We start from the raw sequence: 26,738 nt of genomic DNA, 5'->3' as shown, positions 1-26,738 counted from the left end.
GTGGGATGCGCGAAATTCTGGAAAGGGTCGTGTGAAGCAGGACACGTAGCCGTTCCGTGACAAACCCCGCCAACCTGCGGGGCAGATGGCGGGGTAGAGGGGAGTGGGGCCGGTGGGGTCAGACTCCGGCGCCGGCTCGGACGACCGTCAAGAACACCGACGAGGCGTTGCCTGAAACGGGAACCTTGCCCTGCGTCCATGTCACTTTGAGCGGGTCCTTCTCGTCGGGCGGCGTGACGATCAGTGCGGTGGGCGTCGCCGTAGCGGCCCCGCTGATCTCGGGGTTGGAGAACGTCAGGCCGGCCCACGCGCTCTGCCCGGGCGCCAGCGTGACGGTCGTCGGCGTGCCCGAGGAGCGCTTCGGGTCGGGGCCCAGCTGCTTGCCGGACGCGTCGACGAATGCCGCGCCCGGGTAGCCGCGCAGGGTGCAGGTGCGCCCGGAGCTGTTGGTCAGCACGACGGGGAAGTTCTCCTGTCCCGCGCCCGGGTCGTTGTTCCCGACCGACGCGCGCAGCTCGGAGGTGTGGCAGCGGGTGCCGCCTGAGCCGCTCCCGGACGAGGCGGAGGCCGTACCGGATCCGGTTGCGGTGGCGCTTTCGGTCGGGGCGGCCGTGGGGCTCGAACCGGCATCCGTGGTCCGGTCACCGGAGGCCGGCTCGGCCGTACCGGACAGCTTCTGCGGCGTACTGGCCGGCCCGTTGTCGGTACCGCACGCGGTGAGCAGCCCCAGCAGCGCGACACCCGCGAGCAGCGCCGCCCGCCGGGCGGGAATCGACGTGCGGGATGCGGGTACCGCGTCGAGCCGGTCCGTGTCCGCCGCGCCGCGCCGGAAGGTCGCCATGTCACCACTCCTTGAGAGTCACCGAGAATCACGCACGTGCCCTGACGCGTGCGCACGGCGCGTTGTGCCCCGTCATCAGTCTCGGATGCACCGGAGCACGGAAAAGTTCGCGGGATCGGCCGAAAAGAGCTGTCGGCTGAAAGAGCTGAGGAGACGCCTCGGGCTCGACCTCTACAGATCAGGCTCCGAACCGCAGATCTACGGATTCAGTCTCCGACCCGTACGGAGCCGAGGACGCGGTCGGTCGCGTCGTCGCCGCCGTCCTGGCGGATCTGCACATACACCTGGGGCTGCTCGGCGCCGCCCGTCGGAGTGAGCCCCGCCTCGGTGAGGGAGCCGCCGCTGCCCGGACAGTCGTTCCAGGTCCGTATCAGACCGTGCCAGTGCGCGCCGGTGTAGGTGCGGCTGCCGTCGTAGTGGCATCCGGTGTGCGCGATCGCGCGCACCTTGGCCGTGACGTCGCCGTGCTCGCTCAGGCCGATGAAGGCCCCACTGACGCCCGAGCGGAGGTCCTGCCACCGCGCGAGGTCGTCCGCGACGGCCAGACCGGGTTCCTTCGCGTCCTTCAGGCCCAGGGTGCGCGGATTCCATCCGGAGTCGCGCAGCTGGTGGCCCCATGCGGCGGGCACCTCGGCCGTGACCCGACCGGTGCTGTCCTCGACCCGGACGATCTGCGCGGCGGGCCCGCGCGTCACGACCGCGGCGGTGACGCCGACGGCGCCGGCCACGACCGCGGCGGCGAACGCCGTGATCAACGCTCGCCGACGGCGCCGGGGCCTGGGGGCCGCGCCGCCTGACGCCCGCTCGGCCAGCCGGTCGAGTTCCGTGGCGAAACCGGCCGCGGAGGGCCAGCGCCGCTCGCGGTCGGGTTCCATGGCACGCAGCAACGCCCGCTGGATGTCCGGGGCCACATCCGTACGGAGCCGATCGGGGCGTACGACCTTCCCGGGCGGGCCGGGGACCGAGCCGGTGACCAGGTGGTAGCCGAGGGCGCCCAGGCTGTACACGTCGGCCCGCGCGTCGATCCCGGAGCCGGGCTCGGCCTGCTCGGGCGGCGTGTAGCCCGCCGAACCCGCCGCCATGGTGAGCCCGGACGCCTGGGCGAGGCTCTTGGCCAGACCGAGGTCGGCGAGGAGGACCCGGTCGACTCCGCCGGGCGAGGTCCGCACCAGCACGTTGGACGGCTTGATGTCGCGGTGCACGATGCCGGCTTCGTGCAGCGCGGCCGCTCCGCGGGCGGCGAGGGCCGTCAGCCGCAGGGCCTCGGCCACGGGCAGCGGTCCGGCCTCGACCCGGTCGGCGAGGGTGCCCCCGTCGGCGTACTCCATGACGAAGTACGGCCTGCCGTCCGGGAGTTCACCGATGTCGTAGACCTGGACGACCCGGTTCGAGTCGGCCTTGCGCAGTAGCCGCGCCTCGGAGAGGAAGCGCTCCCGGATGTCGAGGTGGTCGACCCAGTTCTCGGACAGCACCTTCACCGCGACGGCCGCCTCCAGCACGTCGTCGTGGGCGAGCCAGACCACGCCGAAGCCGCCCGCGCCCAGGCGCCGTTCCAGACGGTAGCGGCCGATCCGCTCCAGGGAGTGCATACGACTATCATGCATGGCCTCTGATCGACACCGAGGGGAGCACCCAGTGCAGGACGCGGCGGAGACCGAGGAGCTCGCTCTGCGCGCGGCCGCCGGTGACGGGGCGGCGCTGAACGCGCTGCTCCAGAAGGTCCGGCCCGAGGTCGTACGGCGCTGCGGACGCTTCCTGCCCTGTCGCGAGGACGCCGAGGAGGCGGCCCAGGACGTCCTTCTCCAAGTGGCCCGGAAGATCACCACGTTCGAGGGCCGCAGCCGCTTCAGCACCTGGCTGTACACGGTGGTCGCCAACTGCGCCCGACAGAAGTACCGCGAGCTGAAGCGTCGCGCGGCGGAGCAGCCGGTGGCGATCGACGCGTCGCAGCAGGTCGATCCGCGCACCACGAGCGTCATCGCCGGTTCCCGCGTCGACCTGCTGGAGGCGCTGGAGCGTCTGGAGCGCGAACACCCCCACCTGGTGGCGCCGTTGGTCTACAGGGACATTTGCCAGCTGGAGTACGCCGAGGTCGCCGAGCGCGTCGGCATCCCGCTCGGCACGCTCAAGTCCCGCCTCCACGAGGCACGCAAGCAGGTCAGGCCCTGGCTGGCCGACGCCTCCTGACGACCAGTCAACTGGCCCTGAGCGAGCTGACAGTTTGTGGCCCATGGTAGGAGCTTTCTGAGAAGTCGCCGTGGGGTCTCCCGGCGCCCGTGATCTTGTGTGTACTGTCCACCCCTGTGCTGAAACGGCAGTTGCTCAACGGCCGTTCTACGCGCGCAGATCGGCGCCCGCACCGCCTCTTCCACCGTCCCCCACCATGGAGGAATGCCGGATGCTCACCCCCGCGAAGCCCCGCCACAGACTCGCCACCGCCCTCACCGCGCTCGGCGTCCTGCTCACGGCAGCAGCCCTCCAGACGTCGACCGCGGCCCACGCCGACGCGGCGACCACGCACCGCATCCTGTTCGACAACGGCCACGCCGAGACGGCGGGCAACGCCGACTGGATCATCTCCACCAGCCAGCCCGACCCGCTGGGCGAGGACTCCTCCCCGTCCGACGAGACGGACTGGACCGGCGCCCTCTCGTCCTGGGGCGTGGCGCTGCAGCAGACCGGCGACTACTCGCTGGACACGCTGCCCTCGGGCTCCATGCTGACGTACGGCGGTTCGGCCGCGACCGACCTGTCGAACTTCGACACGCTGGTGCTGCCCGAGCCCAACACGCTCTTCACGACAGCCGAGAAGACCGCGATCATGACGTCCGTGAAGAACGGCGGCGGCCTGTTCATGATCTCCGACCACACCGGCGCCGACCGCAACAACGACGGCGAGGACGCGGTCGAGATCCTCAACGACCTGATGACCAACAACAGCGTCGACAGCACTGACCCGTTCGGCTTCTCCATCGACTCGCTGAGCATCAGCTCCGGCTACCCTGCCGCGATCTCCGACAGCACCAACCCCGTCCTGCATGGCTCGTTCGGCACCGTCACCAAGAGTCTGATCGCCAGCGGTACGACGGCCACGCTCAAGCCCGCCGACAACTCGGCCGTCAAGGGCCTGCTGTATCGCAGCGGTTACTCCGGCAACACCGGCGCGTTCTTCGCGACCAGCACCTTCGGCAGCGGCAAGGTCGCGTTCTGGGGCGACAGTTCGCCGATCGACGACGGCACCGGTCAGTCGGGCAACACGCTGTACGACGGCTGGAACGACGGCGGCGCCACGAACGCGGCGCTCGCTCTGAACGCCGCCGAGTGGCTCTCCTCGTAAGCCAGTGCCGTATCAGGCAACGTTTGCCTTGTTGTGATGTGACGCGCCGCTCGGGTTCTGTCCTGGGCTGCGTGCGGCCCGTCTGGCTGTCCGGGTGGCAGATCGAGTACGCGTCCGTGAGATCGATGACGACGGAGGCAGGCGGCTGCTGCGGATCATCCGCCGCGGCACGGGGTCGGTGGTGACCTGGCGCCGGGCCCAGATGGTGCTGTTGTCCGCACAGGGCATGGCCGTGGGGCGGTGCCGCCGGGTGGCGGACTGGGCCGAGGCCAACAACGTCGAGATCGCCTGCACTCCCACGTTGCCTGATGCGGCACTAGCGGCCGCCAGGGCCGTTCCGCCCAGTGGGGGGACCCGCGAGTTTGACCCGCGCGGTCTCCATATGCGCCCTATCGCGGACCAGGTTACGTTGAGCGTATACGCGCCGTGATGTCCCTGGCGCTACGAGGCGGCGCCACGCGCGACCCTGAGGGGTACCACAGAGCATCCGGCACGCTGCCGGATTCCGTGGGAGGCACGGCATGACTCTTGACTACTATCCGTGGTGGCTGGACAAACTGGCCGACGACGTCACCGGGCAAGGCGCGTTCATCGACGGCGGGCCCATTCAGGGCGCGGAGGCCGTCCGTTCAGTTGTGACCGCCGCCCGCGAGCTGTATGAGTTCCAGGACTTCAGCTTCACCGGCGACTACGGCGACATCGGCTTCATCGAGGAGTACACCACTCAGGTCCAAGGCGAGCCCCTCTACGTTGTCGTCACGGTTGCCCGCAACGCCGCCGGGGAGGCCCAGAAACTCGTGGTGAACCACCGGCCACGCAACGCGATGCTGCTCTTCTCCCGCTTGATGCACGAGAAGTTCGCCGGCACCCCCCTTGCCAAGCACTTCCTCGCCGGCGAGTCCTGAAACGGACGTACCCACGACCGCCGGTACCCAACTGCATGACGACGTCCAGGTTTCCGCCCGGTTGCCCGCTGCGGGTGCACCGCTGCCACATGGGAAACGCCCGCACTGGTCGTCGTTTCGCACGCTCATCCACGGCCCGGCCACCCGATCCTCGCGGCTGAGGCCACCACAGCGCTCAGATGCCCCAAGACGAACAATTGGCCGCTCGCGGCATTACCCGTGCACCCGAGCCGCCCCGTTGCCTGATACGGCACTAGTTGGGCGGATGAACCGGTGGCCCCCCGTGTCCTCGGACACGGCGGGCCACCGGCTTGAGAAGGCCGGGTCAGCGCTGGGTGTAGATGAAGCCGATCTTGTCGACCTCGTCGCCCGTGCGGCCGTGGAAGCCGGCGATCTGCCAGCCGGACGGGGCCGTGCGGGTCACGCAGTCCGAGGTCGTCGTGCCGCCCGCCAGGGTGTGGCCGAGGTTGGTGGTGAACTTCGCGGAGAAGATCCTCGTCCGGCTGTCCTTCTGGCCCTGGCACAGTTGCGCCGAGGTGAGGTACTCGCCGCTGCCGAGGGTGAGGGACGTGACGGTGCCGCCCGTGCCGCCGTGCGCCAGTGTCGTGCCGTTGCTCAGCGTCAGCCCCATCTGGTCGACGCGCGCACCGCTGCGCAGCGAGACGGTGGTGGCCCGGGCGCCGGCCGGCACGCTGTCGATGTCGTTGAAGTAGTCCCCGTGCGGGCCGCCGAACTGGTCGCTGAGCTGGAAGGCGGAGGTGCGCGACCAGGTGAAGCCGACCGTGATCGGGTCGTGGTCGGAGAGCATGAGCCCGTCGGAGGTCAGGAACTTGGCGTGCTCGTTGTTGTACGAGGTCGCGTTGAGCGTCACCAGCTTGCTGCCGCGGTAGAGGACCTTGTCGACGACCTCGCAGGTGTTGGGCACCGTGGGGCCGGTCTGGTCGCACACCAGCGCGTCGCTGCCCTTGGCGGGCGGGGTGCCGCCGCGGATGAGCTGTACCCAGGCGTCGGTCAGACCGTTGCCGACGGCGAACTCGGCGATCGTGTCGCCGGAGCGGGTGTAACGGGTGTTGGTGTCGCCCATCACCACGACGGCGTTGCCCGCCGAGTGGGTCTTGATGAACGCGGTGAGCTGGTTGAGGTTGTCCGCCCGCGAGGCCAGATCGCCGTCGTTGGTACCGGCGTTGGTGTGCAGGTTGTAGAAGTCGACGTAGACGCCCTCCGCGAGGCGCTCGCGCATGAAGGTGAAGCCCTTGGGCGTGAGGCAGTCGCCCGAGTCGATCTGGCAGGAGTTCCAGCCCACCCGCTCGAAGTCGTCGGCGTCGTAGGAGATCTTCGAGAGGGTGTTGAGCCCGCTGCCTATGCCGGCGCCGCCGCTGGTCGGGGTGCGGTAGGCGTGCGCGGTGTCGGCGGCGTAGAGGTAGGCGTGGTAGTTGAAGTCCTCCTGGACCTGGACGATGTCGTACGGGGCGATCCGCTGGCCGATCGCTGTGGTGCTGGACTCGCGGGGCGTCGGCGCGCTGGAGAGGCTCTCCGGCAGTCCGGCGACGTTGTAGCTGAGCACGTTGAACGTGCCGGAGTCGGCGGCGGCCGCGGGGCTTGCGGTCGCGGTGAGTCCGCCGAGGGCGGCGGTGGCCGCCGCCAGACAGGCGAGGACTCTGCGGAGGGGTGACATGGGGGGTGTCTCCTGGGGGCGAGGGGGGTTCAGTAGCCGACCGCGAAGGTCGCGTCGGCCTTGTCGGTGGTGGTGGAGATCGGATCGATGCGCAGGACGTAGTTTGCGTGCCGGACGTAACGGTCCGGGTTGTTGTAGGAGCGGAACGATGACCATGAGGTGTCGGCCAGGCCCGCCGTCCGGTAGAACGTCGCGTCCTGCGCGAACGTCGTCGTGCTGTCGTTGACGTCCAGTTGCAGCTGGTAGTTGTAGTGCCGCAGGTAGCGGGTCGGGTAGTTGACCGACTGGAAGGAGACCCCGGAGCTGTCGGCCAGACCGGGCACGAGCTTCCACTGGGAGTCGGTGTACGGGTCGAACGGGTACGCGTCGATGCGGCCGACATAGTTGGAGTGACGGACGTACCGGTCCGGGTAGTTGTAGGACTTCAGCCGGTTCCAGGCGGGAGCGCCCCACTTCGCGACCAGGTTGTTGTACTCGGTCGTCGTGATCGGCTGGATGGTGGCGTGCTTGGAGTTCAGCGGCTGCGTGTAGAGACGCTGGTTCACGGCCGTCCATGTACCGGCCGCGAGGTCGGTGGACTGCCAGGCGTAGAAGACGCCGTTGGGGGTGTAGGTGTCGCCCCACAGGTACCAGGTGCTCGATGTCTGGGACTTGACGAGGATCGGGGCCTCGGTGCCGCCGTGCGAGACCGGCGTGCTGAACACGGTGAAGCTGCCCGGGTTCAGGGAAGTGGACTTGGCGCCCACCAGCGTCTGATCCTTCTTGAAGTACAGATAGTTCACACCGCTGACGCCCACGGCCAGGTCGCCGTCGATCACGTCGTAGCCGGGGTCGAAGAAGACCTGCGGAGCCGACACCGTCACGAAGTCGCCGGTGTAGTTCACCATGATCACGTTGTGGCCGCTGGAGTTGACGGCCGAGTAGATGATCCCGTACTGGCCGCGGCCCGCGTCCCAGAACGCCTCGGGCGCCCAGCTGTGGGTGGCCATGTCGTGCAGCTTCAGCCGGTGGTAGTTGGTGAAGGAGCGCAGGTCGGCTGAGTCCCAGACGTGGATGTACTGGCTCTGCAGGCTCCAGTCGGTGCCCTTGAGGTCGGTGGCCAGCACCACGAACGTGCCGTCCTGCTTGCGCAGGATGAACGGGTCGCGCAGACCGCCGGTGCCGCCCGTCGGGGTCACGACGGGGTTGTTCTGGTTCAGCGGGGTCCACTGGAGCGAGTCGGTGCTGACGGCCAGATGGAGGCCGTAGTCGGAGCCGTTGCCGTTCGGGGACTCCGTGAAGTAGCCCATCACGTACGCGTTTGTCGTCGCGGCACGGGCGGACGGGGCGCCGATGGTCAGGCCGGCGGTCAGGGCGGCCATCGCCCCCAGAACGCCGCGGCGGGAGGGCTGAAGCGGGCCGGAGTTGCCGTTCACGCGGATCTCCTTCTCTCTGCGGTTGGTGGTCATGCCCAGGCCGTGACCGGGACGAAGGAGCTGTCCTGACGGAAGAGGTCGGTGCCGTCCGCCACGTCCACGCGGAGCTGGTAGTTGTAATGGCGCAGGTAGTAGCCCGGATAGTTGTACGACTCCAGGCGGACCGAGCCGCTCGCGGTGCCGGTCCGGGCGATGTACGTGGCGTCCTTGGCGAACGTCGACGTCCCGTCGTTGGCGTCGAAGCGACCGCGGAAGTCGTAGTGCCGCAGGTAGTTGCCGGCCGCGTCGCGGAAGGAGTAGCCGTTCGCGTCGGCGAGGCCCGCCACGACCGTGAAGGTGGACGCCTGCTTCTCGGCGGTGCTGCTGGAGCCGCTCACCACCGGCAGGTTGAGCAGGGAGGACTGCTCCTGCCAGTAGCGGGTGGTGTAGTTGCCCGACCGCAGCGAGCGGGTGACGCCGGTCGACAGGCTCGCCCCGCCGGACACCGTCTCCTTGATCACGGTGAAGTGGCGTGCGGTGCCGGAGATGCCCGGGAGCTTCTTCGGGGCGCTCCAGGTGGCGAAGGTGTCGTAGCTGTCGCTGTAGTAGTAGCTGCCGTCGCCGTAGCCGTCGAAGAAGATCCGCCAGCCGCCGTTGTCGAGCTGGATCAGGGCCGGGCCCTCACGGGTGCCGCCCCAGCCCGCCCAGTCGCCGGTCCGCCGGATGGTGTACGAGCCGGTGAGGCTGGAGGCGGTCGCGTACTCGATGTACTTCGTCGTCTCGTTCTTCGTGAACGCGTGATACGTCGACCCGGACTTCACGATGAACGTGTCGATGTGGTTGGCGCCGATCCCGGACAGGGCCACGGGCGAACTCCACGCCGTGAGCGCGGAGTTGGCCGCCCGCAACAGATACGGCGTGAAGATCCACTCGTCGCTGGTGAGTGAGCAGGACACGATGATGTTCACGCTGCCGTCGCTGTCCACGAACCACTCGGGCGCCCACGCGCGGGAGAGGTTGGTGATCGGGACCGTGTAGTCGTACAGGAAGGTCCAGTTGACCCGGTCCGAGCTGCGCGCGAAGCCGATGGTGGTGCTGGTGTCCTGCCAGGTGTGCGTGGTGTAGGTGATGTAGTAGTAGCCGTCCGTGTGCCGGAAGACGCTGGCGTCGCGGATCCGATTGCTGGGCGGCGTGTACGCGGACGCCTTCAGGAGCCGGAAGTCGGTGGCGTCGTCGGACTCGTAGACGTTGACGGTGCCGTCGTTGCTGTTGAGGAACGGCACGATGGTGTAGCGCGTGGCGTAGCCCCGGGCGGGTGCCGCCGCGGCGGCGGTGCCGAGCAGTCCCGGCAGCTCGCCGAGGACGAGGGCGGTGGCGGGCAGGGCGACCATCGCGCGGAGCAGGCTCCGGCGGGACGGCTGTGCGGGGCGTGGCGGTATGTCAGGTGTGATCATGTGCGGCTCTCCTCGGATCGGTTGCTCAGCTGGCGCGGCGACTTCCGGCATGCCGGTGACGGCGAGGAAGCGACGTCTGTCGAGGGGGGTCACGCAGACCTCCGCATGCCCGAAAGCCGGGGCGGTGGTGTCCCCCCACCACCCTGCTCTCGTTCGAAATACCGAATGCTGTACGACATACTGTGCGAGGCATTACGGTAAGGGCTTGCTGGGTGGTGTGAACAGAGCCTGACGAGCCGGAAGTTGGAGGTGTTCACGCGGGGGATCGGCTGCCGCGGCGCGTGGGGTGTCCTCGCCCCTGTTTAGGGTGGTCCGCGTGAAGGAGCAGAGCAGCAGACCACTCGCCGTGTTCGACCTGGACGGAACCCTCGCGGACACCGCGCACCGGCAGCGGTTCCTGGAGCGGAAGCCACGGGACTGGGACGCGTTCTTCGGGGCGGCGCCGCAGGATCCACCGCTGGCCGAGGGCATAGCGCTGGCGCACAAGAGCGCGGAGGAGTGCGAGGTGGTCTACCTCACCGGGCGCCCCGAGCGGTGCCGCCGGGACACCGTCGACTGGCTGGCCGCACAGGGGCTGCCCGACGGGCGCATCTGGATGCGGCGCAACGACGACCGCAGGCCCGCCCGGCGCACCAAGCTGGAGGTCCTCCGCCGACTGGCCCGCGACCGGGAGATCCGCGTCCTCGTGGACGACGACGAGCTCGTCTGTGAGGACGCGGAGCGGGCGGGCTTCAGGGTCGTACGGGCGCGCTGGGCGGCCGTGTCCGCGGCGCTGAGGGACGCGCAGGAGCGGGAGGGGCGGACCTGAGCGGTCCGTACGGGGCCCGCGCGAGCGGTGCGCGCGGGGTCAGGCGTGAAGGGTGGGGCCAGGCCACGAAGGGCCGGGTTCAGGCCACCAAGGGCGCGGGGTCAGGCCGTGAAGGGCCTGAGCGGGGGTGACCCCAAGGGGTCACTCGCCCTCCTCCAGCCGGAAGCCGACCTTCAGGCCGACCTGGTAGTACTCGATCTGCCCGTTCTCGATCTGCCCCCTGACCTGCGTGACCTCGAACCAGTCCAGATTGCGCAGCGTCTGCGAGGCGCGGGTGATGCCGTTGCGAATCGCCTGGTCGACGCCCTCGTGGGAGGTGCCGACGATCTCGGTGACCCGGTACGTTTTCTCGGACATGCGGCTGCTCCTCTCCGCCGTGGCGGGTGTGCCACGCGTCATTCCACGGTGCCCCACAGCGCGGCGGTCCGCGAGATGTCGGAGATGCCCTGGGTGAAGTCGTCGGGTGCGTCCTGCGCCGTACGGCCGTGGTGCGCGCCCAGCGACAGGCGCGACACGATGCGGTAGCGGTCACCCCGGTAGACGGAATGGACGTACTCCACGGGCCGGCCGGAGGTGTCCGTGGTGAGGCGCTCGATCAGCAGCGCGGGGGAGAGGACCGGGACCTCAAGGACCTTGGCCTCGGCCTCGCTGACGACAGTCGGCTCGATGGACTGGGTGGCCTCGTGGACCTGCACCTGGTGGTGCTCCCGCAGATGGGCGTAGAGGTCCCCGGCCTCCAGCTCCGCCGGTGTGAGTGAGGGGACCAGCGCGGCCGGGATGTGCAGATGCTCGATCGCCATGGGGGAGCCGTCGACCAGCCGCAGGCGAGCGATGTAGACCAGCTCGGCCGCCGGTGACATCCGCAGCTTCCGGCCGATCCTGGCGCCCGCGCGGATCGTCGCCAGCTCCAGCACACGGCTCGACCAGCTGCCGGTGGCGAGCGGCACGTTCGCCGTCTGCCGGTCCGGAACGATCTCCTGGGTGATCTTCGCGGGCGCCACGAACATGCCCCGCCCGTGCTCGCGCACCAGCAGCCCGGTGGCGACCAGTTCGTCCACGGCGGCCCGCAATGTGGGCCGCGAGACGCCGAGTTCGGCGCAGAGCGTGCGCTCGGAGGGAATCGCCGCCCCGGGGCCGCGGTCCTCGACGAGGCCGAGCAGGAAGTCGCGGACCCGCTCCCGTTTGAGTACGCCGTCCATGGGTCGCCCGCTCCCTGGTGCTCGCCTTCAGCTGGTCAGGCCGATGGTAGCTGGGTGCTTGACCAGTTGACGAGCGGCTCTCTCGGGGTGCGGCTTCAAGTCTCCCTGCTGCAAGGGCCCTTGACGCACCCAATTGGTCTATGCCACCTTCGTGTCGCGCCAGAGGTCAGTTGACCAATTGGTAAGGTCGATCCGGTCGCGAAAGGCTCCCTCGCCATGCCCGCAGTCGACGTACCGCTGCTGCCCGCACCCAGCCAACTCACTGTGCAGCCAGGGAAGTTCGTCTTCGACGAGCACACGAGGCTCAAACCGGCGCCGGGCACCGAAGCGGCTGCCGCCCTGCTGCGCGAGTTCCTCGCCCCGGCCACCGGCCTGCCGCTGCCCACCGCCGCCGACGGCCAGGTCGCGCTCGCCCTCGACCCCGCGCTCGCCGCCCTCGGCCAGGAGGGATACGGGCTGACCGTCACCCCCGACGCGGTACTCCTGCACGCGGCCGCCCCCACCGGCCTGCTGCGCGGAGTCCAGACCCTGCGCCAACTGCTGCCACCCGCCGCCCTCGCCGGCAGCCCCGCACGCGGTGTCGCCTGGACCCTCCCCTGCGTACGGATCACCGACGTTCCGCGCTACGCGTGGCGCGGGGCGATGCTCGACGTGGCCCGGCACTTCCAACCCGCCTCGTACATAAGGCGATTCATCGACCTGCTCGCGCTGCACAAGCTCAACACCCTGCATCTGCACCTCACCGACGACCAGGGCTGGCGCATGCCCGTCGCCGCCTGCCCCAAGCTCACCGAGATCGGCGCCCGGCGTGCGCAGACCCGCGGGGACGGCATCCCGCACGGTGGCAGCTACACGCGGTCCGAGCTGAGCGGTCTCGTCGCCCACGCGGCCTCGCGTGGGGTCACCGTCGTACCCGAGATCGACATGCCCGGCCATGTCGGAGCGGCCCTCGCCGCCTACCCCGAGCTCGGCAACGACCCCGACCGCCGGCTCGATGTGTGGACCGAGTGGGGTGTCTCGGAGCATGTGCTGGGCGTCCACGACCGCGCCCTGGACTTCTGCCGCACCGTCCTCGACGAGGTCATGGACGCGTTCCCCTCGCCGTACATCCATGTCGGCGGCGACGAGTGCCCCACCGCCGAATGGGCGGCGCATCCGGATGCGCTCAGGCGGGTGCGGGAGGAGGGGCTCGCCGGGCTCGAGCAGCTGCACGGCTGGTTCATGGGGCGCGTCGGGGAGTTCCTCGTCCGCCGCGGACGCACGCCCCTCGGCTGGTGCGAGGACGGTGTGACCCTGCCGCGCTCGTTCACCGTGCTGCCCTGGCGGGACGCGGCCGACGGCCTCGCGGCGGTCCGGCGCGGTCACCAGGTGGTGATGGCGCCCCATCGGGCCACCTACTTCGACTACGCGGAGTCCGAAGGGCCGGGCGAACCCCCCGCTCAGCCGGGCCCGCCGATCGACCTGGCGGCCGTCCACGCCTTCCGTCCCCCTGCCGACTGGGAACCCCAAGCCGCCGCCCAAGTCCTGGGCGTCCAGGCCCAGTTGTGGACCGAGTACTTGCCCACGCCCGCGCACATCGAATACCGGGCGTTCCCGCGGCTGTGCGCTCTCGCCGAGAACGCCTGGTCGCAGCCCCGGCCCTGGCCGGACTTCGCGCACCGGCTGCGGCAGCACCACGTACGCCTGCACGCCCTCGGCGTACCGCTTGATCCCCCACAACGGGAGCCACAGCTCCCGGCCCTCCGAGAGGAGCCACATCGATGAACCGACAAGGCACCAGAATGCGTACGGCCATCGGCGTCGCGGCAGCCGCCGGGCTCGCCCTGGCCGGACTCACCGCCCTGCCCGCCACCGCGGCCGCCGACGGCCTCAGCGTGCAGTACCGCACCAGCGCGACCGGGGCGAGCGCCGACCAGAGCGAGCCCTGGCTGAAAGTCACCAACACTGGTAGCGGGTCGCTCCAGTTGAGCGAGGTCAAGGTCCGCTACTACTTCAAGGCGGACTCGGCGAGCACCACCTATCGCTTCGCGTGCTCCTGGGCGGTGAAGGGCTGCTCGAACATCACCGGCACCTTCGGAACGCTCTCGCAGCCGACGGCGACCGCCGACCGCTACCTGGAGATCGGCTTCACCTCCGGCGCGGGCAGCCTCGCGCCTGGCGCCGACACGGGTGACATGCAGCTGCGCTTCTACCGCTCCGACTGGCAGACCCTGAACCAGAGCGACGACTACTCCTTCGGCGCCGCGCAGACCTCGTACGCGAGCTGGAGCAAGGTGACGGCGACGCGCGCGAGCACGCTCGTCTGGGGGACCGCGCCGACGGGCAACGACCCGGACCCGGACCCCGATCCGACCGACCCGCCCGCCGAGGGCGCCGCGCTCTTCGACGACTTCAACTACACGGGCCACACGGATCCGAAGATCTCCGAGCATGGCTGGAACGTCCGCTCCAACGCCGGTGGCCCCGGAGTGCCCGGAGCGGTCTGGGCCCCCGAGAACGTCACCTTCACCAGCTCCGGCGGCAACTCGGTGATGAACCTGGAGACATCGACCGCGGGCAGCGGCGCCTCGACGAAACAGACCGAAGTCCTCACCAAGGCCACGAAGTTCAAGAACGGGACGTACGCGGCACGCGTCAAGTTCTCCGACGCGCCCAAGAGCGGGCCCGACGGCGACCATCTCGTCCAGACGTTCTTCACCATCAACGACCTCACCGCGCCGATGGCCGACGACTACTCCGAGTACGACTTCGAGTATCTGCCCAACGGCGGCTGGGGCGAGCCCTCGAACATCCTCTACACGACGTCCTGGGAGACCTACAACCCGGACCCGTGGCAGGCCGTCAACCAGCACACCGAGGGCCGCCGGAGCTACGACGGCTGGCACGACCTGGTCCTGACGATCGACGGCAGCAGCATCACGTACTTCATCGACGGACAGCTCTTCGGCACGCACGACGCCGCGTATCTGCCGGAGCGTCCCATGTCGATCAACTTCAACCAGTGGCTCATCGACCTGGCCGGGCAGACCAGTACGACACCCCGCGCCTACGACGAGCAGATCGACTACGTGCTGCACGTCAAGGACCAGGTCCTCAGCCCCGCCCAGGTGGCCGCCAAGGTCGCCGCATACCGGACTGCCGGCACCACCTTCGAGGACACGGTGCCCGGCAGCTGACTCTTGACGGGCCGATTGGTCCATACCAAAATCGGAACACCCGTGCGAGCGCTGAGCTCGTCCCCCACGTCGGGCCCTTGACCCTGTCCGCAAGGCAGAACAGGACCTCTCGTGAGACATCGCCTCCTGGCCGTCGTATGCGTCGCCGCCTCCCTGCTCACCGCCTGCGGTGCCCTGCCGGAAGGCGGCGCGGAGCGGCGGACCGTCACGGTGTGGCTGATGAAGGACAGCGCCTCCAAGGAGTTCCTGAGGCGGTTCACGGCGGACTTCGAGCGGACGCACGGTGACCTGCGGCTCGACATCCGTATCCAGGAGTGGACCGGGATCGGCGAGAAGGTCCAGTCGGCGCTCAAGCGGCAGGACAAGGGCGCGCCCGACGTCATCGAGGTCGGCAACACCCAGGTCGCGCAGTACGTGGACGGCGGCGGACTGAGCGACCTGACCCTCGAGTCGATGCGCGACTGGGGCGTGAACGACTGGCTCCCGGGCCTCGCCGAACCCGGCCGCTTCGGCGCCCGCCAGTTCGGGATCCCCTGGTACGCGGCCAACCGCGTCGTCATCTACCGCAAGGACCTGTTCGCACGGGCCGGAATCAAGCAGCCGCCGAAGACCCGTGAACAGTGGATCACGGACACCGAACGGCTCAACTCCCAAGGAAACCAGGGGATTTATCTGGCCGGACAGGACTGGTACACCCTCGCCGGGTTCATCTGGGACGAGGGCGGCGACCTCGCCAAGAAGTCCTCCGCCGCGACCTGGGAGGGTACGCTGCAGACGCCGGCCGCTCTGCGCGGCATGGACTTCTACCGGCGTCTGCAGGCACTCGGCGACGGGCCCGTGAACGCGGACGAGGAACACCCGCCGCAGGCCGGGGTGTTCGCCAAGGGCCACGTCGCTCAGATCGTGGCCGTGCCCGGGCTCGCCCAGGCCATCGAGCGGACCGACCCGGCCCTCAAGGAGAAGCTGGGCTTCTTCCCCGTGCCCGGCAGGACGGCCGCCGAGCCCGGCGCGGTCTTCACCGGCGGCTCCGACCTCGTGGTGCCCAAGAACACCGACGACCGGCCGGGCGCCACAGCCGTCGTCGCGGCACTCGCCGGCGCCAAGTGGCAGACCGAGCTGGCCCGGACGATGAGCTACGTGCCCAACAAGACCACCCTCGCCGGGGCGGTGGCGGGCGAGGAGGGAGTCGCGGCCATGGCGGCGGGCGCCGCGCAGGGCCGGGCGACCCCTTCCTCGCCCGAGTGGGCCGCCGTCGAGGCCGACAACCCGATCAAGGCCTACATGACGAAGGTCCTCTCCGGATCCGACCCGGCGACGGAGGCCCGGCGAGCCTCCGACCGCATCACGCGGGCGCTGGCGGACGAGGGCGAGTGACGGATTTCGCTCGCGGTGACCGCGATACTGCGTTACCGCGTTGCGCGACTCAGCGGCAGCAGCTTCGAACCCCCAGCTCTGTCCATCGTTCGCTGGAGCGCGCGCATTCGGTCCCGCTCGCTATGATGCGGCTCGGTTTTCTCGTCTCAGGGGGATACGTGTCGACTCGCATGCTGACCGCGCTTGCCGTGGGCTCTCTTGTACTGGTCGCGGGATGTTCGGACGGCGGCGGTGACGCCAAGAGTGATGCGCCGCCCACCAGCGCGGAGTCGTCACCGACTGCCTCGCAGCCCACGTACACCAAGTTCGCCGACTTCCCGGGCAAGGACTTCGTGACGACCGCACCGGGGCTGCAGCTCGGCGTGCGGGTGAAACCTGTGGACACCAGTTGGACACCCGAATTGGCAGGTAAGTCGGCTGACGCCGGGAAGCACTATGTCGCCGTCTATGTCGCCGTGACCGGGGAGCTCGCCGACCGCGGGGTGGAAGACGTCAAGCTCAAATATCTTCGGCTGAAGTTCAAGTCGACGGAGCAGCCGTGCGATTTCGGGGAGAGCGGCTACTGCTACTACGAGGCGTTCCCCAGCAGCGAGCTCGCTGAGCTTGAGGATGTCCAGGAGGACGCAGGCGGCGAGTGGCGCAACTACAGCTGGAGCGAATCCTTCCTCGGGAGCAACGTCGAGCGAGGCGCGACCAAGGTCGGCGTGGTCGGGTTCAGCCTGCCGGACACAGAGAAGGCCACGTCGTTCGAGCTGTGCGGTCCCACGAAAGAAGCTGAGGTGGACACCGACGAATTCGCCTGTGTCCCGGTCAAGGCTCCTAACCGGACCTAGGGTCTTTCGTTTGGATCAGCGGGCGGACCAGAGGAAGAGGCCTGCGATGTGCGGTCCGGCCAGGTAGATGGTCGCGGTTTGTCGCCCGCCGCGGGTGGCCCGGCACCTAGGTCAGGGAAGGGTCCAGATCTGGGTCGTCACGACGTAGAAGACAACGGCCCAGAACACGGTCACCGCGGCGACGATGCCGAGGCCGGCGAGGTTGGTCTTCGCCGCCGGTTCGTCCGGTGACGGCCGGAGCCACCGCTTGAGCAGCCGGTTCACGTAGTAGGGCATCGTGAAGAAGCTCATGATGAAGCTCGACAGCAGGTTGCCCACCAGCAGCCCGAGCCAGAGCGGCATTTTCAGCGGCGACAGGGCGAGCGTCAGCAGCACGACGGTCGGGTACAAGCCAACCCAGACCGCGAGGGCGGTTTTGGTTTCCGAGGGCGGTGGCGCTTCCCTGCCGTCCTCTTCGAAGGCGAACCAGCTGCCGAACGAGTTGTCGATCGTGCGGAGTTTGAAGTCGTTGAACTTCTCGCCCTCAGCGAGAAGTTCCTGCCGCTTGGTCGACGTCAGCCAGGCATCGAGGTGCTCGGCGCTGTCGTATCGGTACAGCGTGGTCCATTCGTCCTGAAGTCCCTCGATCGGGCGGAAGAGCTCGGTACCGCGAAAGCCTTCAAATTTGCTCTCCTCCTGGCTCATGTGGCGCTGCCAGTCGAGAAAGTTGTCGACTTGGTTCGGGTGGACGCGGTGGGTCACCACAACGGTCACCAGCGGATCCGTTGGTTGTCTGCCGCCGCTGACAACCTGCTGGGTTCCGGGACCGTCAAGATATTTGTTGCCGATATCGAGAAGACTCTGCCTGGTCGCGCTGTTGATCCACGCTTGCAGATGGGCTATCGAGTCGAATCGGTATACGACGACCCATTCGGGTTGCACGGGTGTCGGCGGGGAGACCTCGACGCCGAGGTACCCGGCGTAGTCGGCGGCAGCGGCGTTGACGTCGTTCTGCCACGTCTCGTACTCCCGATCCAGTCCGGGCAGAACCTTCTGGCTGATGATCGCCGTCGCCGCGGCGCCTTCGTGTATTTCGGTGTTCATTTGCTCAGGCCCGTCGGCATGGACTGTTTCTCGCTGAGCCGGCTGTAAATCCGCTCCGGAGTCAGGGGCAGCGCACGGTAGCGGACGCCCGTGGCGTCGTGCAGCGCATTCGCCAACGCGGGGGCCACCGGGTTGATACAGCATTCCGCCATGCCCTTCGACCGCATGGGCCCAACGGAATCGGCCGAGTCCACCAGGAGCAGGTCGGTGCGGGGGATATCGGCGTAGGTGGGGATGCGGTAGTTGCGGAGGTTCGGGTTGGCCATGACACCGTTCGCGTCGACCTGGTAGTTCTCGGTCAGTGTGAAGCCGATCCCCTGGGCGACACCGCCTTCTACCTGTCCCCGGACTTGCCCGGGGTTGATGACTACGCCGGCGTCGGTCGCCTGGACGCTGTAAAGGATACGGATCTCGCCTGTCACCCGATGGACGGCGATGCGGAACCCTTGTGTATTGGAGACGACGCTTCGGGGTGATCCGTAGGCCTTGCGGGCGGCGGTGAATCGGATTCCGCGCGCTCGGGCGAGTGCGACGAGCTCGGCCAGCGACACCCGCTGGTCGGCGCAGACGACGCCATCGTTGTCCATCGAGCACATCACGAGATGGACTCCCGTGTGCGCGGCAGCGAATTCCAGGATGCGGTCGCGCACGGCATTGGCCGCTCGAAGTACCGCATTGCCCGAAACGAAAAGGCCTGCGCTGGCAAAGGCGCCGGTGTCGAATCCCGTGCGGTCGGTGTCGGACTGCACCAGTCGAATGCGCGATGGCGTCGTGCCCAACTGGTGGGCCGCGATCTGGACATGTGCGGTCGACGTACCCTCGCCGAATTCGACTGTTCCGACGGCCAACTCGTACATGAGGTCGTCGCCGAGCGTGACCCAGGCCTCGGAGATGTGTTCGGTTGGGGGTGCGGTCTCGTGCAGTGAACTCGCGACGCCGGCCCCGACGAGCCAATCGGGGCCGGGGGGCGGCTCATCGGCTGTACGGGCCATCGCGCCATCCACCAGATCAATGCACTTCGCGAGTCCGTCCTCGGTGAACATCACGTCGTCGGGGCCGTCGTGCATGGCGACGAGCGGATCACCCGGCCGGACGATATTGCGCCGTCGCAGTTCGAGCGGATCGATGTGCAAGGCGAGCGCCAGTTCGTCCATCGCCGATTCCACTGCGAACGCCGGTTGCGTCATGCCGTATCCGCGCAGTGCTCCGCTCGGAACAGTGTTCGTGTAGACCGAGAATGCGTCGTACTTCTTGTTGGGGCAGCGGTAGATCATGACGGCGGCGCCGCCGGCATACAGCGTTTCGCCACCGTGGTTGCCGTAGGCGCCCGTGTTCGACACATTGCGGACCTGGAACGCCGTGAGCGTTCCGTCCGCCTTCGCGCCGAGCTTGACCGTCAGCGTCATCGGATGCCGTGGCGAAGCCGTTGTGAACTCCTCCTCGCGGGTGTACTCGAAGCAGACGGGTCGCCCGGTGTCCAGGGTGGCGAGCGCGACCAGATCCTCCGAGATCACTTCCTGTTTGCCGCCGAAGCCGCCGCCGACGCGTTTACAGAACACGCGGAGCTGGTCCGGGCGCAGCGCGAACAGATACGCGAGTTTGACTTTCGCGATCGACGGCGACTGCGAACTGGTGCGGACGTTCAGGCGACCGTCCTCCATCCAGGCAATCGAGCCGTGGGTTTCGAGATGCGCGTGTTGCACGCGCGGCGACGAGTACGTTCCTTCGTGGATCACGTCGGCTTCTGCGAACCCTGCGTCGACATCGCCGATGTGCGAATGGATCTCGAGCAGGATGTTGTGGACGAGGTCGCGGGCGAACGGATCGTCCGTGGCGTGCAGTTGTGGCGCCCCCTCGGCCATCGCCTCTTCGGGGTCGAATACCGCCGGCAAAACCTCGTATTCCACGTCGACCCTTCGGCAGCCCTCTTCCGCTGCCCCGACCGTGTCGGCCAGGACCGCAACGACGCGTTGGCCGACGAAGCGGACCGTGTTATCGAGGATGAAGGTGTCGTCCGGATCGACGAGATGGTCGGTGTGGATCGCCGTGGTAAAACGCCTGCGCGGCACATCTTCCCAGGTGTAGACCCGATGCACGCCGGGAACTGCGAGGGCGGCGGTCTTGTCGATCGAGACGATCCGGGCGTGCGCGTGGGGTGAGTGCAGCACCTTGAGGTGCAGCATTCCTTCGATGTGGGTGTCCATCGTGAACTCGGCGCGACCGGTTACCACGTCGTCGGCCGCCGGCGCACCGACGCTCGTCCCGACGGCCGTTCCCGGCGCGGCTGTCTCTACGCCGGCGACGCCCTTCACGGCATCCTCGATCCCTCGATAGCCGGTGCAGCGGCAGAGGTTGCCCTTCAGCGCCCGTGGCAGGTCCTCTTTCTGGGCCTCGGTGAACGCTGCCGACGTCATGATCATCCCTGCGGTGCAGAAACCGCATTGGAACCCCGGGGCGTCACGGAACTGTCGCTGCATGGGATGCAGGTTGCCGGGTGATCCGATGCCCTCGATCGTCGTCACCTCATGACCGTCTGCGCGGAAGGCAGGGGTGATGCAGCTGTGTACCGGATTGCCGTCCAACCACACCGTGCATGCGCCGCAATCGCCTGCGTCACAACCCTTTTTGACGCCATAGTGGCCCAGTGAGCGGAGGAAAGTGCGCAGGCACTGGCCGGGTTCTGGGTCTTCGCCGAAGCTCTTGCCGTTCACGATGTAGGTCATGCCGGGCCCCCAGCCATGAGGTCGCGACGAATCTCTTCGGCGAAGTGCTTTGTCAGGTGGCGACGGTGGTCGGGGGTTCCGTTGGGATCGGCGAACCAGACGTCTGCGGGGATGACGTCGATGCTCTGCTGCAGGGTTCGGTCATCGGGCACGGTGTCAAAAGCAATGCGCACAGGCCGCGTAGTGCCGGCTGTGACGGTGAGCAACAGGTCGTTCATTCCTGGTGTTTGAGTACCGACGAGGAATACCGTCGAACGGCCGAGGTGGGTCAGCGTGAAGCGACGGTGCGCGGTGCGTTTCCTCAGGGCGCGGACTGGAATGTTGATGCGCCGCAATACTTCCCCGGGAGCAAGAATATTCCGACGGTCGCCGGTCACGAAGTCGAGGGCATCGACCATGCGCGTGGACCCGTCAGGAGCCCACAGCTCGTACTGTGCCTCGAGCGCGACCGTCAGCGTGATCATTGGGCCGGCAGGCAAAGACATGCAGATATTGCCACCGACGGTCGCCGAGTTCCATACCTTGAACGAGGACAAGAACGCCTCGGAGCTCTTCGCGAAAAGGGTGCCCGCGATCCAATCACCTGGCGGCGCAAAGGCATACAGGTCGCGGATGGTGCACGTTGCGCCGATTTCGAGGCCCGCGTCGCTCGGGACGAGGGGATCCCAAGGCAATGCCGTCAGGTCGATCAGGCGACGCAGACTTGGCTGCTCCGCGGAGAACAGCCACGTTCCGCCTGCGAGCCAAGCGTCGCCTTCGCGCCAGTCCACGCCTGGCCGATCGGACGGCCGCCGGATTACTTCGGTGATGGTGTTGAGGTCCACGGGAACTGGTCTCCCTCACGACGGTAATCGTGCGACGGACCGCCTACCGAACTCGATCAACCAGCGCGTGGCGCCGCTCGCGTCCGCGGCAACGCTGACATCTCCCCGGTCTTGTTCTTGCAGGTGGGGCTGTGAATGTATTTCTTCGATGGGTCACGATGCGCGCTGGGAGCGCCAAAATCTCGAGCGACAGAATCGAAATGTGGCCGCTGCGGTCGAACTGCTCGAGGAAGGACCGGCGGGCGGGAAGATTCGCGACGATTATATCGCAGAACGGGTCGGCCTCGCCAAGTCAGGGCCTTCAACCCCGCATCAGGCAGGTTGAAACATGACCAGCTTGCAGCCGCCGTACCTTCATCGTCGGCCAGCAAGCTGATCATGGTGACAACAAGCCTCCGTACGTGACCACTAATGTCAGTAGTCACGGTTACCGGGTTACCGGGATTACCCGGCCGTGCTCAGCGACAGCGCGAAGCGGCCCTCCTCGTCCGTCCACCAATGGGTCAACTCGAAGCCCGCCGCAGCCAGTTCACCGCGTACACCCTCCTCGCGGAACTTCGCCGAGATCTCGGTGCGCAGTTCCTCGCCGTCCGCGAAGTCGACGGCGAGGTCGAGGGCGGGGATTTTCACGGTCTGCGCGGCACGCGACCGCAGCCGCATCTCGATCCACTCGTGCTCGGCGTCCCAGAGGGCGACGTGGTCGAACGCGTCGGGGTCGAAGTCGGCGCCGAGCTCACGGTTGACGACGGTCAGCACGTTCTTGTTGAACGCGGCTGTCACCCCGGCCGCGTCGTCGTACGCGGCGACGAGGACCGACTCGTCCTTGACGAGGTCCGTGCCCAGCAGCAGCGCGTCGCCGGGCGACAACAGGGCCCGTACGGAGGCCAGGAACGTGGCGCGTTCGGCGGGCAGCAGATTGCCGATCGTGCCGCCGAGGAACGCCACGAGCCGCGGCCCGGGCGTGCCCGGGAGGGTGAGACCGCCGGTGAAGTCGGCGATCAGCGCGTGCACGTTGAGGTCCGGATGCTCGGCGATCAGCGCGTGGCCGGCCTGGGTGAGCGCGCTCTCGCTGACGTCGACGGGTACGTACGTGTGCAGATCGGGCAGTGCTTTGAGGAGATACCGCGTCTTCTCCGACGAGCCGGAACCCAGCTCGACGAGGGTGCGCGCCCCGCTCGCCCGGGCGATCTCGTCGGCCCGGGCGATCAGGATCTCGCGCTCGGCACGTGTGGGGTAGTACTCGGGCAGTTCGGTGATCTTCTCGAACAGCTCGCTGCCGTACGCGTCGTAGAACCACTTCGGCGGCAGCGTCTTCGGAATGGGGGTTCCCCCTGGTCGAGCGGAGCCGTGACCTTGGGGGCGGGCGAGGCCGTGCAGGACGTCGGCGCGCAGGGCGGCCTCCGTGGCGTCCTCGGGCAGGGTGCGGGTGAGAAGGAACGGACTCACGTACGGGGCTCCTTCGGTGGTGCGGATGCCAGGTCGTCGTTCATGTCCTTGAGCGGGGTGAGCAGCACATCGGTGCGGCTCGCCGTGAGGAGTGTGCGGTCGGGGACCTCCTGCCAGTGCGGATCGTCGTCGTAGGGCTCGGAGGCCACGACGGTGCGGCGGCCGGGCTCGGTGAAGTACCAGAGGGTGTCGCCCCAGGCGGTCGCGGTGATCGTCTCGCCGTTGGTGAGCAGCAGGTTGAGCCGGGACCCGGGGGCTGCCTCGGCGACCTCCAGGACCGTGTCGGCCAGAGCCTGACCCTCCTCGTCACCGCCGCGCAGCCGGTGCAGGACCAGCGCCCATACGAGCGCCGAGTCGCAGCGGGCCTCCAGCGACAGCACCTCCACCGCGGGCAGTGTCTGGACCAGCGGGGCGAGGGAGCCGGGCCATCCGCGCACGGCGCCGTTGTGGCTGAACAGCCAGGGGCCCGCGGTGAACGGCGCCGCCGCGGCCTCCCCGTCCGCGCCCGCCACGGTCGCGTCCCGCACCGCGGCGAGCAGCGCGGTGGTCCGCACGACACGGGCCAGGTCCGCGAACGACTGGTCGCCCCAGATGGGCCCGGTGCGGCGGTACCGGGCGGGCACGGGGTCGCCTTCGGCGTACCAACCCACCCCGAACCCATCGGCGTTGACCGTCCCGTACCGCTGCCGGCGGGGAGCCCACGACTGTCGGTAGAGGCTGTGTTCCGGCTCCACGAGGAGTGCGCCGAGCGGCTCCGCGGGTCCCAGGAACGCCAGATGACGGCACATCAGGAGCTCCCGGGCCCGGCGTCCCGGGCGGTACGGAATCCGGAGAAGATCTGCCGTCGGATCGGATAGTCCCAGTTGCGGAAGGTGCCCCGGCAGGCCACCGGGTCCACGGCGAACGAGCCACCGCGCAGCACCTTGTACTCCGGCCCGAAGAACACCTCCGAGTACTCCTTGTACGGGAAGGCCACGAAGCCGGGGTAGGGCAGCAGGTCGCTCGACGTCCACTCCCACACGTCGCCGATCAACTGCCTTACGCCCAGCGGCGATTCGCCCGCCGGATAGCTGCCCGCCGGGGCCGGGCGCAGATGGCGCTGGCCGAGGTTGGCGTGTTCCGGGGTGGGGTCGGCGTCGCCCCACGGGTAGCGCGTGGAGCGGTCGGACGCCGGGTCGTGGCGGGCCGCCTTCTCCCACTCGGCCTCGGTGGGCAGCCGCCGCCCCGCCCAGCGCGCGTACGCGTCCGCCTCGTACCAGCACACGTGCAGCACCGGCTCGTCGGGCGGCACGACCTCGGTGACACCGAAGCGGCGCCGCAGCCACTGCCCGCCCTCGCGACGCCAGAACAGCGGCGCCTCGATGTCGTGCGCCCGGATGTGGTCCCAGCCCGCCGGGGTCCACCAGCGCCGGTCGCCGTAGCCGCCGTCCTCGATGAAGGCCTGGTACGCGGCGTTCGTGACGGGTGTGGAGTCGATGAAGAACGACGGGACCATACGGCGGTGCGCGGGCCGTTCGTTGTCCAGCGCCCATGGCTCGGTGGAGGTGCCCATCGTGAACGGGCCGCCGGGGACCAGGACTTCGGCGGGCCCGGTGAACAGGGGCGCCGGTGCGGGATCCGGTGCCGTCAGGGCGGCCGGTCCCCTGCGGAGCTGATGGGTGATCAGCATCGTCTCGTCGTGCTGCTGCTCGTGCTGCGCGATCATCCCGAAGGCGAAGCCCGCCTCGGTCAGCCGGGTGCCCTGGAACGCGGTGCTCTCCAGGACGTCCAGGGCGCGGCCACGCACCTCGGCCGCGTACTGGCGGGCCTCGGCGGGCGGCAGCAGCGGCAGCGAGGGCCGCTCGGCGCGCGGATGCTCGAACGCGTCGTACAGCCCGTCGATCTCGGGCCGCATCGCCTCACGCCCCGCGACCGCGCGCAGCAGCCACAGCTCCTCCTGGTTGCCGATGTGTGCCAGATCCCACACCAGCGGGGACATCAACGGCGAGTGCTGCGCGGTCAGTTCGGGATCCTCCACGCACGACGTGAGGAGGGCGGTGCGGTCGCGGGCCGTGGTGAGCGCGTCCAGCGCGCGTTCCTTGAGCGACTCCGGGTCCACAAGTGAATCGGGGGCGGTCATGTGCGGATGTCCTTCCCGTAGAGCTGACCGTGCGACCGGCCGTGGGATCGACCAAGGGATTGACCGAGGGATCGACCGTGGAATTGGCTGAGCAGGTCGTCGGCGGGGCAGCGGCCCTGGGCGACGTAGCGGTCGGTGAACTCCGCCACGGCGTCCAGGACTTCGGAGGTGGCGCCGAGCCGGGGCAGCGCCTCGGCAGCCGCCGCGAAACAGGCGACGGCGGCCTCGTGCAGCTCCGGGTCGGCCAGGCCGTACCGCGCCGCGTCCCGCCACAGCGGATTACGCGGGGCGGGCAGCGAGTCCGCCCGCTCGGCCAGGGGCTTGACGGTCCGGTAGGCGGTCTCCGCGGCCTCCGGATCGTCGAAGAGGGCCGCCGTCACGGCGAGCGGCACGATCCATCCGTCGTCGCCCGGCTGCGCGTCGATCATGCGGAGTTCGAGATGGCCGCGCGGCCGCACCGGAGGGAACAGGGTCGTCAGGTGATAGTCGAGGTCCGCCCGGTCCGGCGGCGTGGCAGACCGGGTCCACGCCCGGAAACTCATGCCCTCCGGTACGTCCCAGGGGCCGTCCGGCGCCCGTACGCACATCACCGGCGCGTCCAGCACGTGCCGGGCCCACGAGGCACGCGGCTCGCCGCCCAAGGGGGGTGCGCTGGACCGCCCGGGGTCCATCGCCGTCCACAGCGACTGCCGTGTGGAGCGCCAGCCGGTGCGCCGTCCCTGGGCGACCGGAGAGTGGGCGAACGCGGCCACCAGGACCGGGCCCAACTGGTGCGCCAGCCACCAGCGCCTCCCGTGCCCGAGCGGGCCTGGCTCCTCGTACCCGGCGTCCAGGCACACCTGGACGGAGGCGGAGCTGCACATCATGGCGCGACCCTCGGGCCCCGCCCGGTCGAGGTACCGCTCCATGGCGTCGTAGCGCGGCTCATGGAGGAAGCGGTTCGGGGGGTTCCAGGGATCGTGGCCGTACCCACTGAGGCCGAGGCCCGCCTCACGCAGCGTCGCGCGGACGGCGTCGAGGTCGGCGGAGACGGACCCGATGCACTCCATCAGGGAGGCGGCGGGCGGGGAGCTCAGCTCCAGCTGTCCGCCGGGTTCGACGGTGAGCGCCGAACGCAGGGGCAGGGTCCGCAGTGCGGCGTACGCCGCTTCGAGTCGTGTGGGGGGTATCGGGAGCTGCGGCTGCCGCAGCTCGTGGACGAGCCATTCCACTTCGACACCGAGGAATCGGGGTGGACCGGTCTTGAAGCAGATGCCACGGACCAGCGCCTCCACCTCGGCCTCGGTGACGGCGGAGCGGCGCTCCGTACAGTCACTCACCGAATCGGACATGTAGGGATCCTCCTGAGATTCCACCATGCCGCCGACCCGGCGTCTTGTGGGCCGAACCGGCAATTGCTCGTCCCACCCAAGACCCTCGCGACGGTTCGCACAAGGGTGCAGATCGTCGCTTTCGGGGCCGGGAAACACTGTTTGCGGGGCCGCGAAACTCTGTTGCGCCGTACGACCAGCATCGCTCACGATGCGTTCATGGGCACTACGGGGGAG

General features: G+C 68.7%; 22 protein-coding genes and 1 pseudogene. 9 read left to right on the top strand and 14 right to left on the bottom strand.

Annotated features, from left to right (window positions below; translation table 11 throughout):
- Positions 1-118: 118 nt before the first annotated feature.
- Both ACFY0T_RS01350 and ACFY0T_RS01345 read right to left on the bottom strand, forming a co-directional pair.
- Positions 119-841: a DUF4232 domain-containing protein gene (locus ACFY0T_RS01350; RefSeq protein ID WP_388863643.1), complete on the bottom strand. Its 723-nt coding sequence runs from the start codon at positions 839-841 to the stop codon at positions 119-121.
- A 206-nt stretch (positions 842-1,047) separates the two neighbouring features.
- On the bottom strand, positions 1,048-2,430 hold the full coding sequence (locus tag ACFY0T_RS01345; RefSeq protein WP_388863641.1) for a serine/threonine-protein kinase: 1,383 nt from the start codon (positions 2,428-2,430) through the stop codon (positions 1,048-1,050).
- 46 nt (positions 2,431-2,476) lie between these two features.
- Here ACFY0T_RS01345 and ACFY0T_RS01340 point away from each other — a divergent pair, with 46 nt between their 5' ends.
- From ACFY0T_RS01340 to ACFY0T_RS01325, 4 genes and pseudogenes are all read left to right on the top strand, one after another.
- A complete protein-coding gene (locus ACFY0T_RS01340; RefSeq protein ID WP_388863639.1) occupies positions 2,477-3,028 on the top strand; it encodes an RNA polymerase sigma factor in 552 nt (183 codons plus the stop codon).
- A gap of 211 nt (positions 3,029-3,239) precedes the next feature.
- A complete protein-coding gene (locus ACFY0T_RS01335) occupies positions 3,240-4,178 on the top strand; it encodes a hydrolase (protein WP_388863637.1) in 939 nt (312 codons plus the stop codon).
- 94 nt (positions 4,179-4,272) lie between these two features.
- Positions 4,273-4,431 (top strand): annotated as a pseudogene (locus ACFY0T_RS01330) (IS630 family transposase); the annotation flags it as partial.
- A 268-nt stretch (positions 4,432-4,699) separates the two neighbouring features.
- Positions 4,700-5,083: a hypothetical protein gene (locus tag ACFY0T_RS01325; protein WP_388863635.1), complete on the top strand. Its 384-nt coding sequence runs from the start codon at positions 4,700-4,702 to the stop codon at positions 5,081-5,083.
- 325 nt (positions 5,084-5,408) lie between these two features.
- Here the strand turns inward: ACFY0T_RS01325 and ACFY0T_RS01320 are convergent, their stop codons facing one another.
- From ACFY0T_RS01320 to ACFY0T_RS01310, 3 genes are read right to left on the bottom strand one after another with little or no spacing between them, the layout of a single operon-like run.
- Positions 5,409-6,758, bottom strand: a complete 1,350-nt coding sequence (locus ACFY0T_RS01320; RefSeq protein ID WP_388863633.1) for a jacalin-like lectin — start codon at positions 6,756-6,758, stop codon at positions 5,409-5,411.
- 29 nt (positions 6,759-6,787) lie between these two features.
- Positions 6,788-8,206, bottom strand: coding sequence for a glycoside hydrolase family 43 protein (locus tag ACFY0T_RS01315; RefSeq protein ID WP_388863631.1), 1,419 nt, complete (start codon positions 8,204-8,206; stop codon positions 6,788-6,790).
- Positions 8,203-9,606: a glycoside hydrolase family 43 protein gene (locus ACFY0T_RS01310; protein WP_388863629.1), complete on the bottom strand. Its 1,404-nt coding sequence runs from the start codon at positions 9,604-9,606 to the stop codon at positions 8,203-8,205. Before ACFY0T_RS01310 ends, ACFY0T_RS01315 begins: the two co-directional genes overlap by 4 nt.
- A gap of 316 nt (positions 9,607-9,922) precedes the next feature.
- Here ACFY0T_RS01310 and ACFY0T_RS01305 point away from each other — a divergent pair, with 316 nt between their 5' ends.
- The gene (locus ACFY0T_RS01305; RefSeq protein ID WP_388863627.1) at positions 9,923-10,414 is read left to right on the top strand and encodes a hypothetical protein; all 492 of its coding nucleotides are present in this window, start codon (positions 9,923-9,925) and stop codon (positions 10,412-10,414) included.
- Between the two features lie 141 nt (positions 10,415-10,555).
- On the opposite strand, the gene ACFY0T_RS01300 is transcribed toward ACFY0T_RS01305, so the two are convergent.
- Positions 10,556-10,771, bottom strand: coding sequence for a dodecin (locus ACFY0T_RS01300; RefSeq protein ID WP_388863625.1), 216 nt, complete (start codon positions 10,769-10,771; stop codon positions 10,556-10,558).
- A 38-nt stretch (positions 10,772-10,809) separates the two neighbouring features.
- Positions 10,810-11,613 (bottom strand): GntR family transcriptional regulator, encoded by an 804-nt coding sequence (locus tag ACFY0T_RS01295; protein ID WP_388863623.1) that lies wholly within the window; start codon positions 11,611-11,613, stop codon positions 10,810-10,812.
- Between the two features lie 216 nt (positions 11,614-11,829).
- Here ACFY0T_RS01295 and ACFY0T_RS01290 point away from each other — a divergent pair, with 216 nt between their 5' ends.
- The 4 genes from ACFY0T_RS01290 (at position 11,830) to ACFY0T_RS01275 (ending at position 16,996) form a co-directional block, all read left to right on the top strand.
- Positions 11,830-13,377, top strand: coding sequence for a beta-N-acetylhexosaminidase (locus ACFY0T_RS01290; RefSeq protein ID WP_388863621.1), 1,548 nt, complete (start codon positions 11,830-11,832; stop codon positions 13,375-13,377).
- A complete protein-coding gene (locus tag ACFY0T_RS01285; protein ID WP_388863619.1) occupies positions 13,374-14,789 on the top strand; it encodes a cellulose binding domain-containing protein in 1,416 nt (471 codons plus the stop codon). The genes ACFY0T_RS01290 and ACFY0T_RS01285 overlap by 4 nt, the downstream gene beginning before the upstream one ends.
- A 111-nt stretch (positions 14,790-14,900) precedes the next feature.
- The gene (locus tag ACFY0T_RS01280; RefSeq protein ID WP_388863617.1) at positions 14,901-16,163 is read left to right on the top strand and encodes an extracellular solute-binding protein; all 1,263 of its coding nucleotides are present in this window, start codon (positions 14,901-14,903) and stop codon (positions 16,161-16,163) included.
- Between the two features lie 158 nt (positions 16,164-16,321).
- Positions 16,322-16,996, top strand: coding sequence for a hypothetical protein (locus ACFY0T_RS01275; protein WP_388863615.1), 675 nt, complete (start codon positions 16,322-16,324; stop codon positions 16,994-16,996).
- A gap of 111 nt (positions 16,997-17,107) precedes the next feature.
- Here the strand turns inward: ACFY0T_RS01275 and ACFY0T_RS01270 are convergent, their stop codons facing one another.
- From ACFY0T_RS01270 to egtA, 7 genes are all read right to left on the bottom strand, one after another.
- Positions 17,108-18,079 carry an antibiotic biosynthesis monooxygenase gene (locus ACFY0T_RS01270; protein ID WP_388863613.1) on the bottom strand — a complete coding sequence of 324 codons (972 nt, stop codon included), beginning with the start codon at positions 18,077-18,079 and terminating at the stop codon, positions 17,108-17,110.
- Positions 18,076-20,802: a molybdopterin-dependent oxidoreductase gene (locus ACFY0T_RS01265; protein ID WP_388863611.1), complete on the bottom strand. Its 2,727-nt coding sequence runs from the start codon at positions 20,800-20,802 to the stop codon at positions 18,076-18,078. The genes ACFY0T_RS01270 and ACFY0T_RS01265 overlap by 4 nt, the downstream gene beginning before the upstream one ends.
- Positions 20,799-21,626: an FAD binding domain-containing protein gene (locus ACFY0T_RS01260; protein WP_388863609.1), complete on the bottom strand. Its 828-nt coding sequence runs from the start codon at positions 21,624-21,626 to the stop codon at positions 20,799-20,801. Before ACFY0T_RS01260 ends, ACFY0T_RS01265 begins: the two co-directional genes overlap by 4 nt.
- Positions 21,627-22,070: 444 nt before the next feature.
- Entirely contained in the window at positions 22,071-23,072 is a 1,002-nt protein-coding gene (egtD, locus tag ACFY0T_RS01255; protein WP_388863607.1) for an L-histidine N(alpha)-methyltransferase, read from the bottom strand.
- A complete protein-coding gene (gene egtC, locus ACFY0T_RS01250) occupies positions 23,069-23,860 on the bottom strand; it encodes an ergothioneine biosynthesis protein EgtC (protein WP_388863605.1) in 792 nt (263 codons plus the stop codon). The genes egtD and egtC overlap by 4 nt, the downstream gene beginning before the upstream one ends.
- Entirely contained in the window at positions 23,860-25,191 is a 1,332-nt protein-coding gene (gene egtB, locus ACFY0T_RS01245) for an ergothioneine biosynthesis protein EgtB (RefSeq protein ID WP_388863603.1), read from the bottom strand. The genes egtC and egtB overlap by 1 nt, the downstream gene beginning before the upstream one ends.
- Complete coding sequence (gene egtA, locus ACFY0T_RS01240; protein WP_388863601.1) at positions 25,188-26,522, bottom strand: ergothioneine biosynthesis glutamate--cysteine ligase EgtA; 1,335 nt, start codon at positions 26,520-26,522, stop codon at positions 25,188-25,190. Before egtA ends, egtB begins: the two co-directional genes overlap by 4 nt.
- Positions 26,523-26,738 lie beyond the last annotated feature (216 nt).

This window comes from Streptomyces sp. NPDC001530 (assembly GCF_042894545.1).
Classification (GTDB): domain Bacteria; phylum Actinomycetota; class Actinomycetes; order Streptomycetales; family Streptomycetaceae; genus Streptomyces.
The sequence above is the reverse complement of the archived record's forward strand: the minus strand, read 5'-3'. Positions and strand labels throughout refer to the sequence as shown.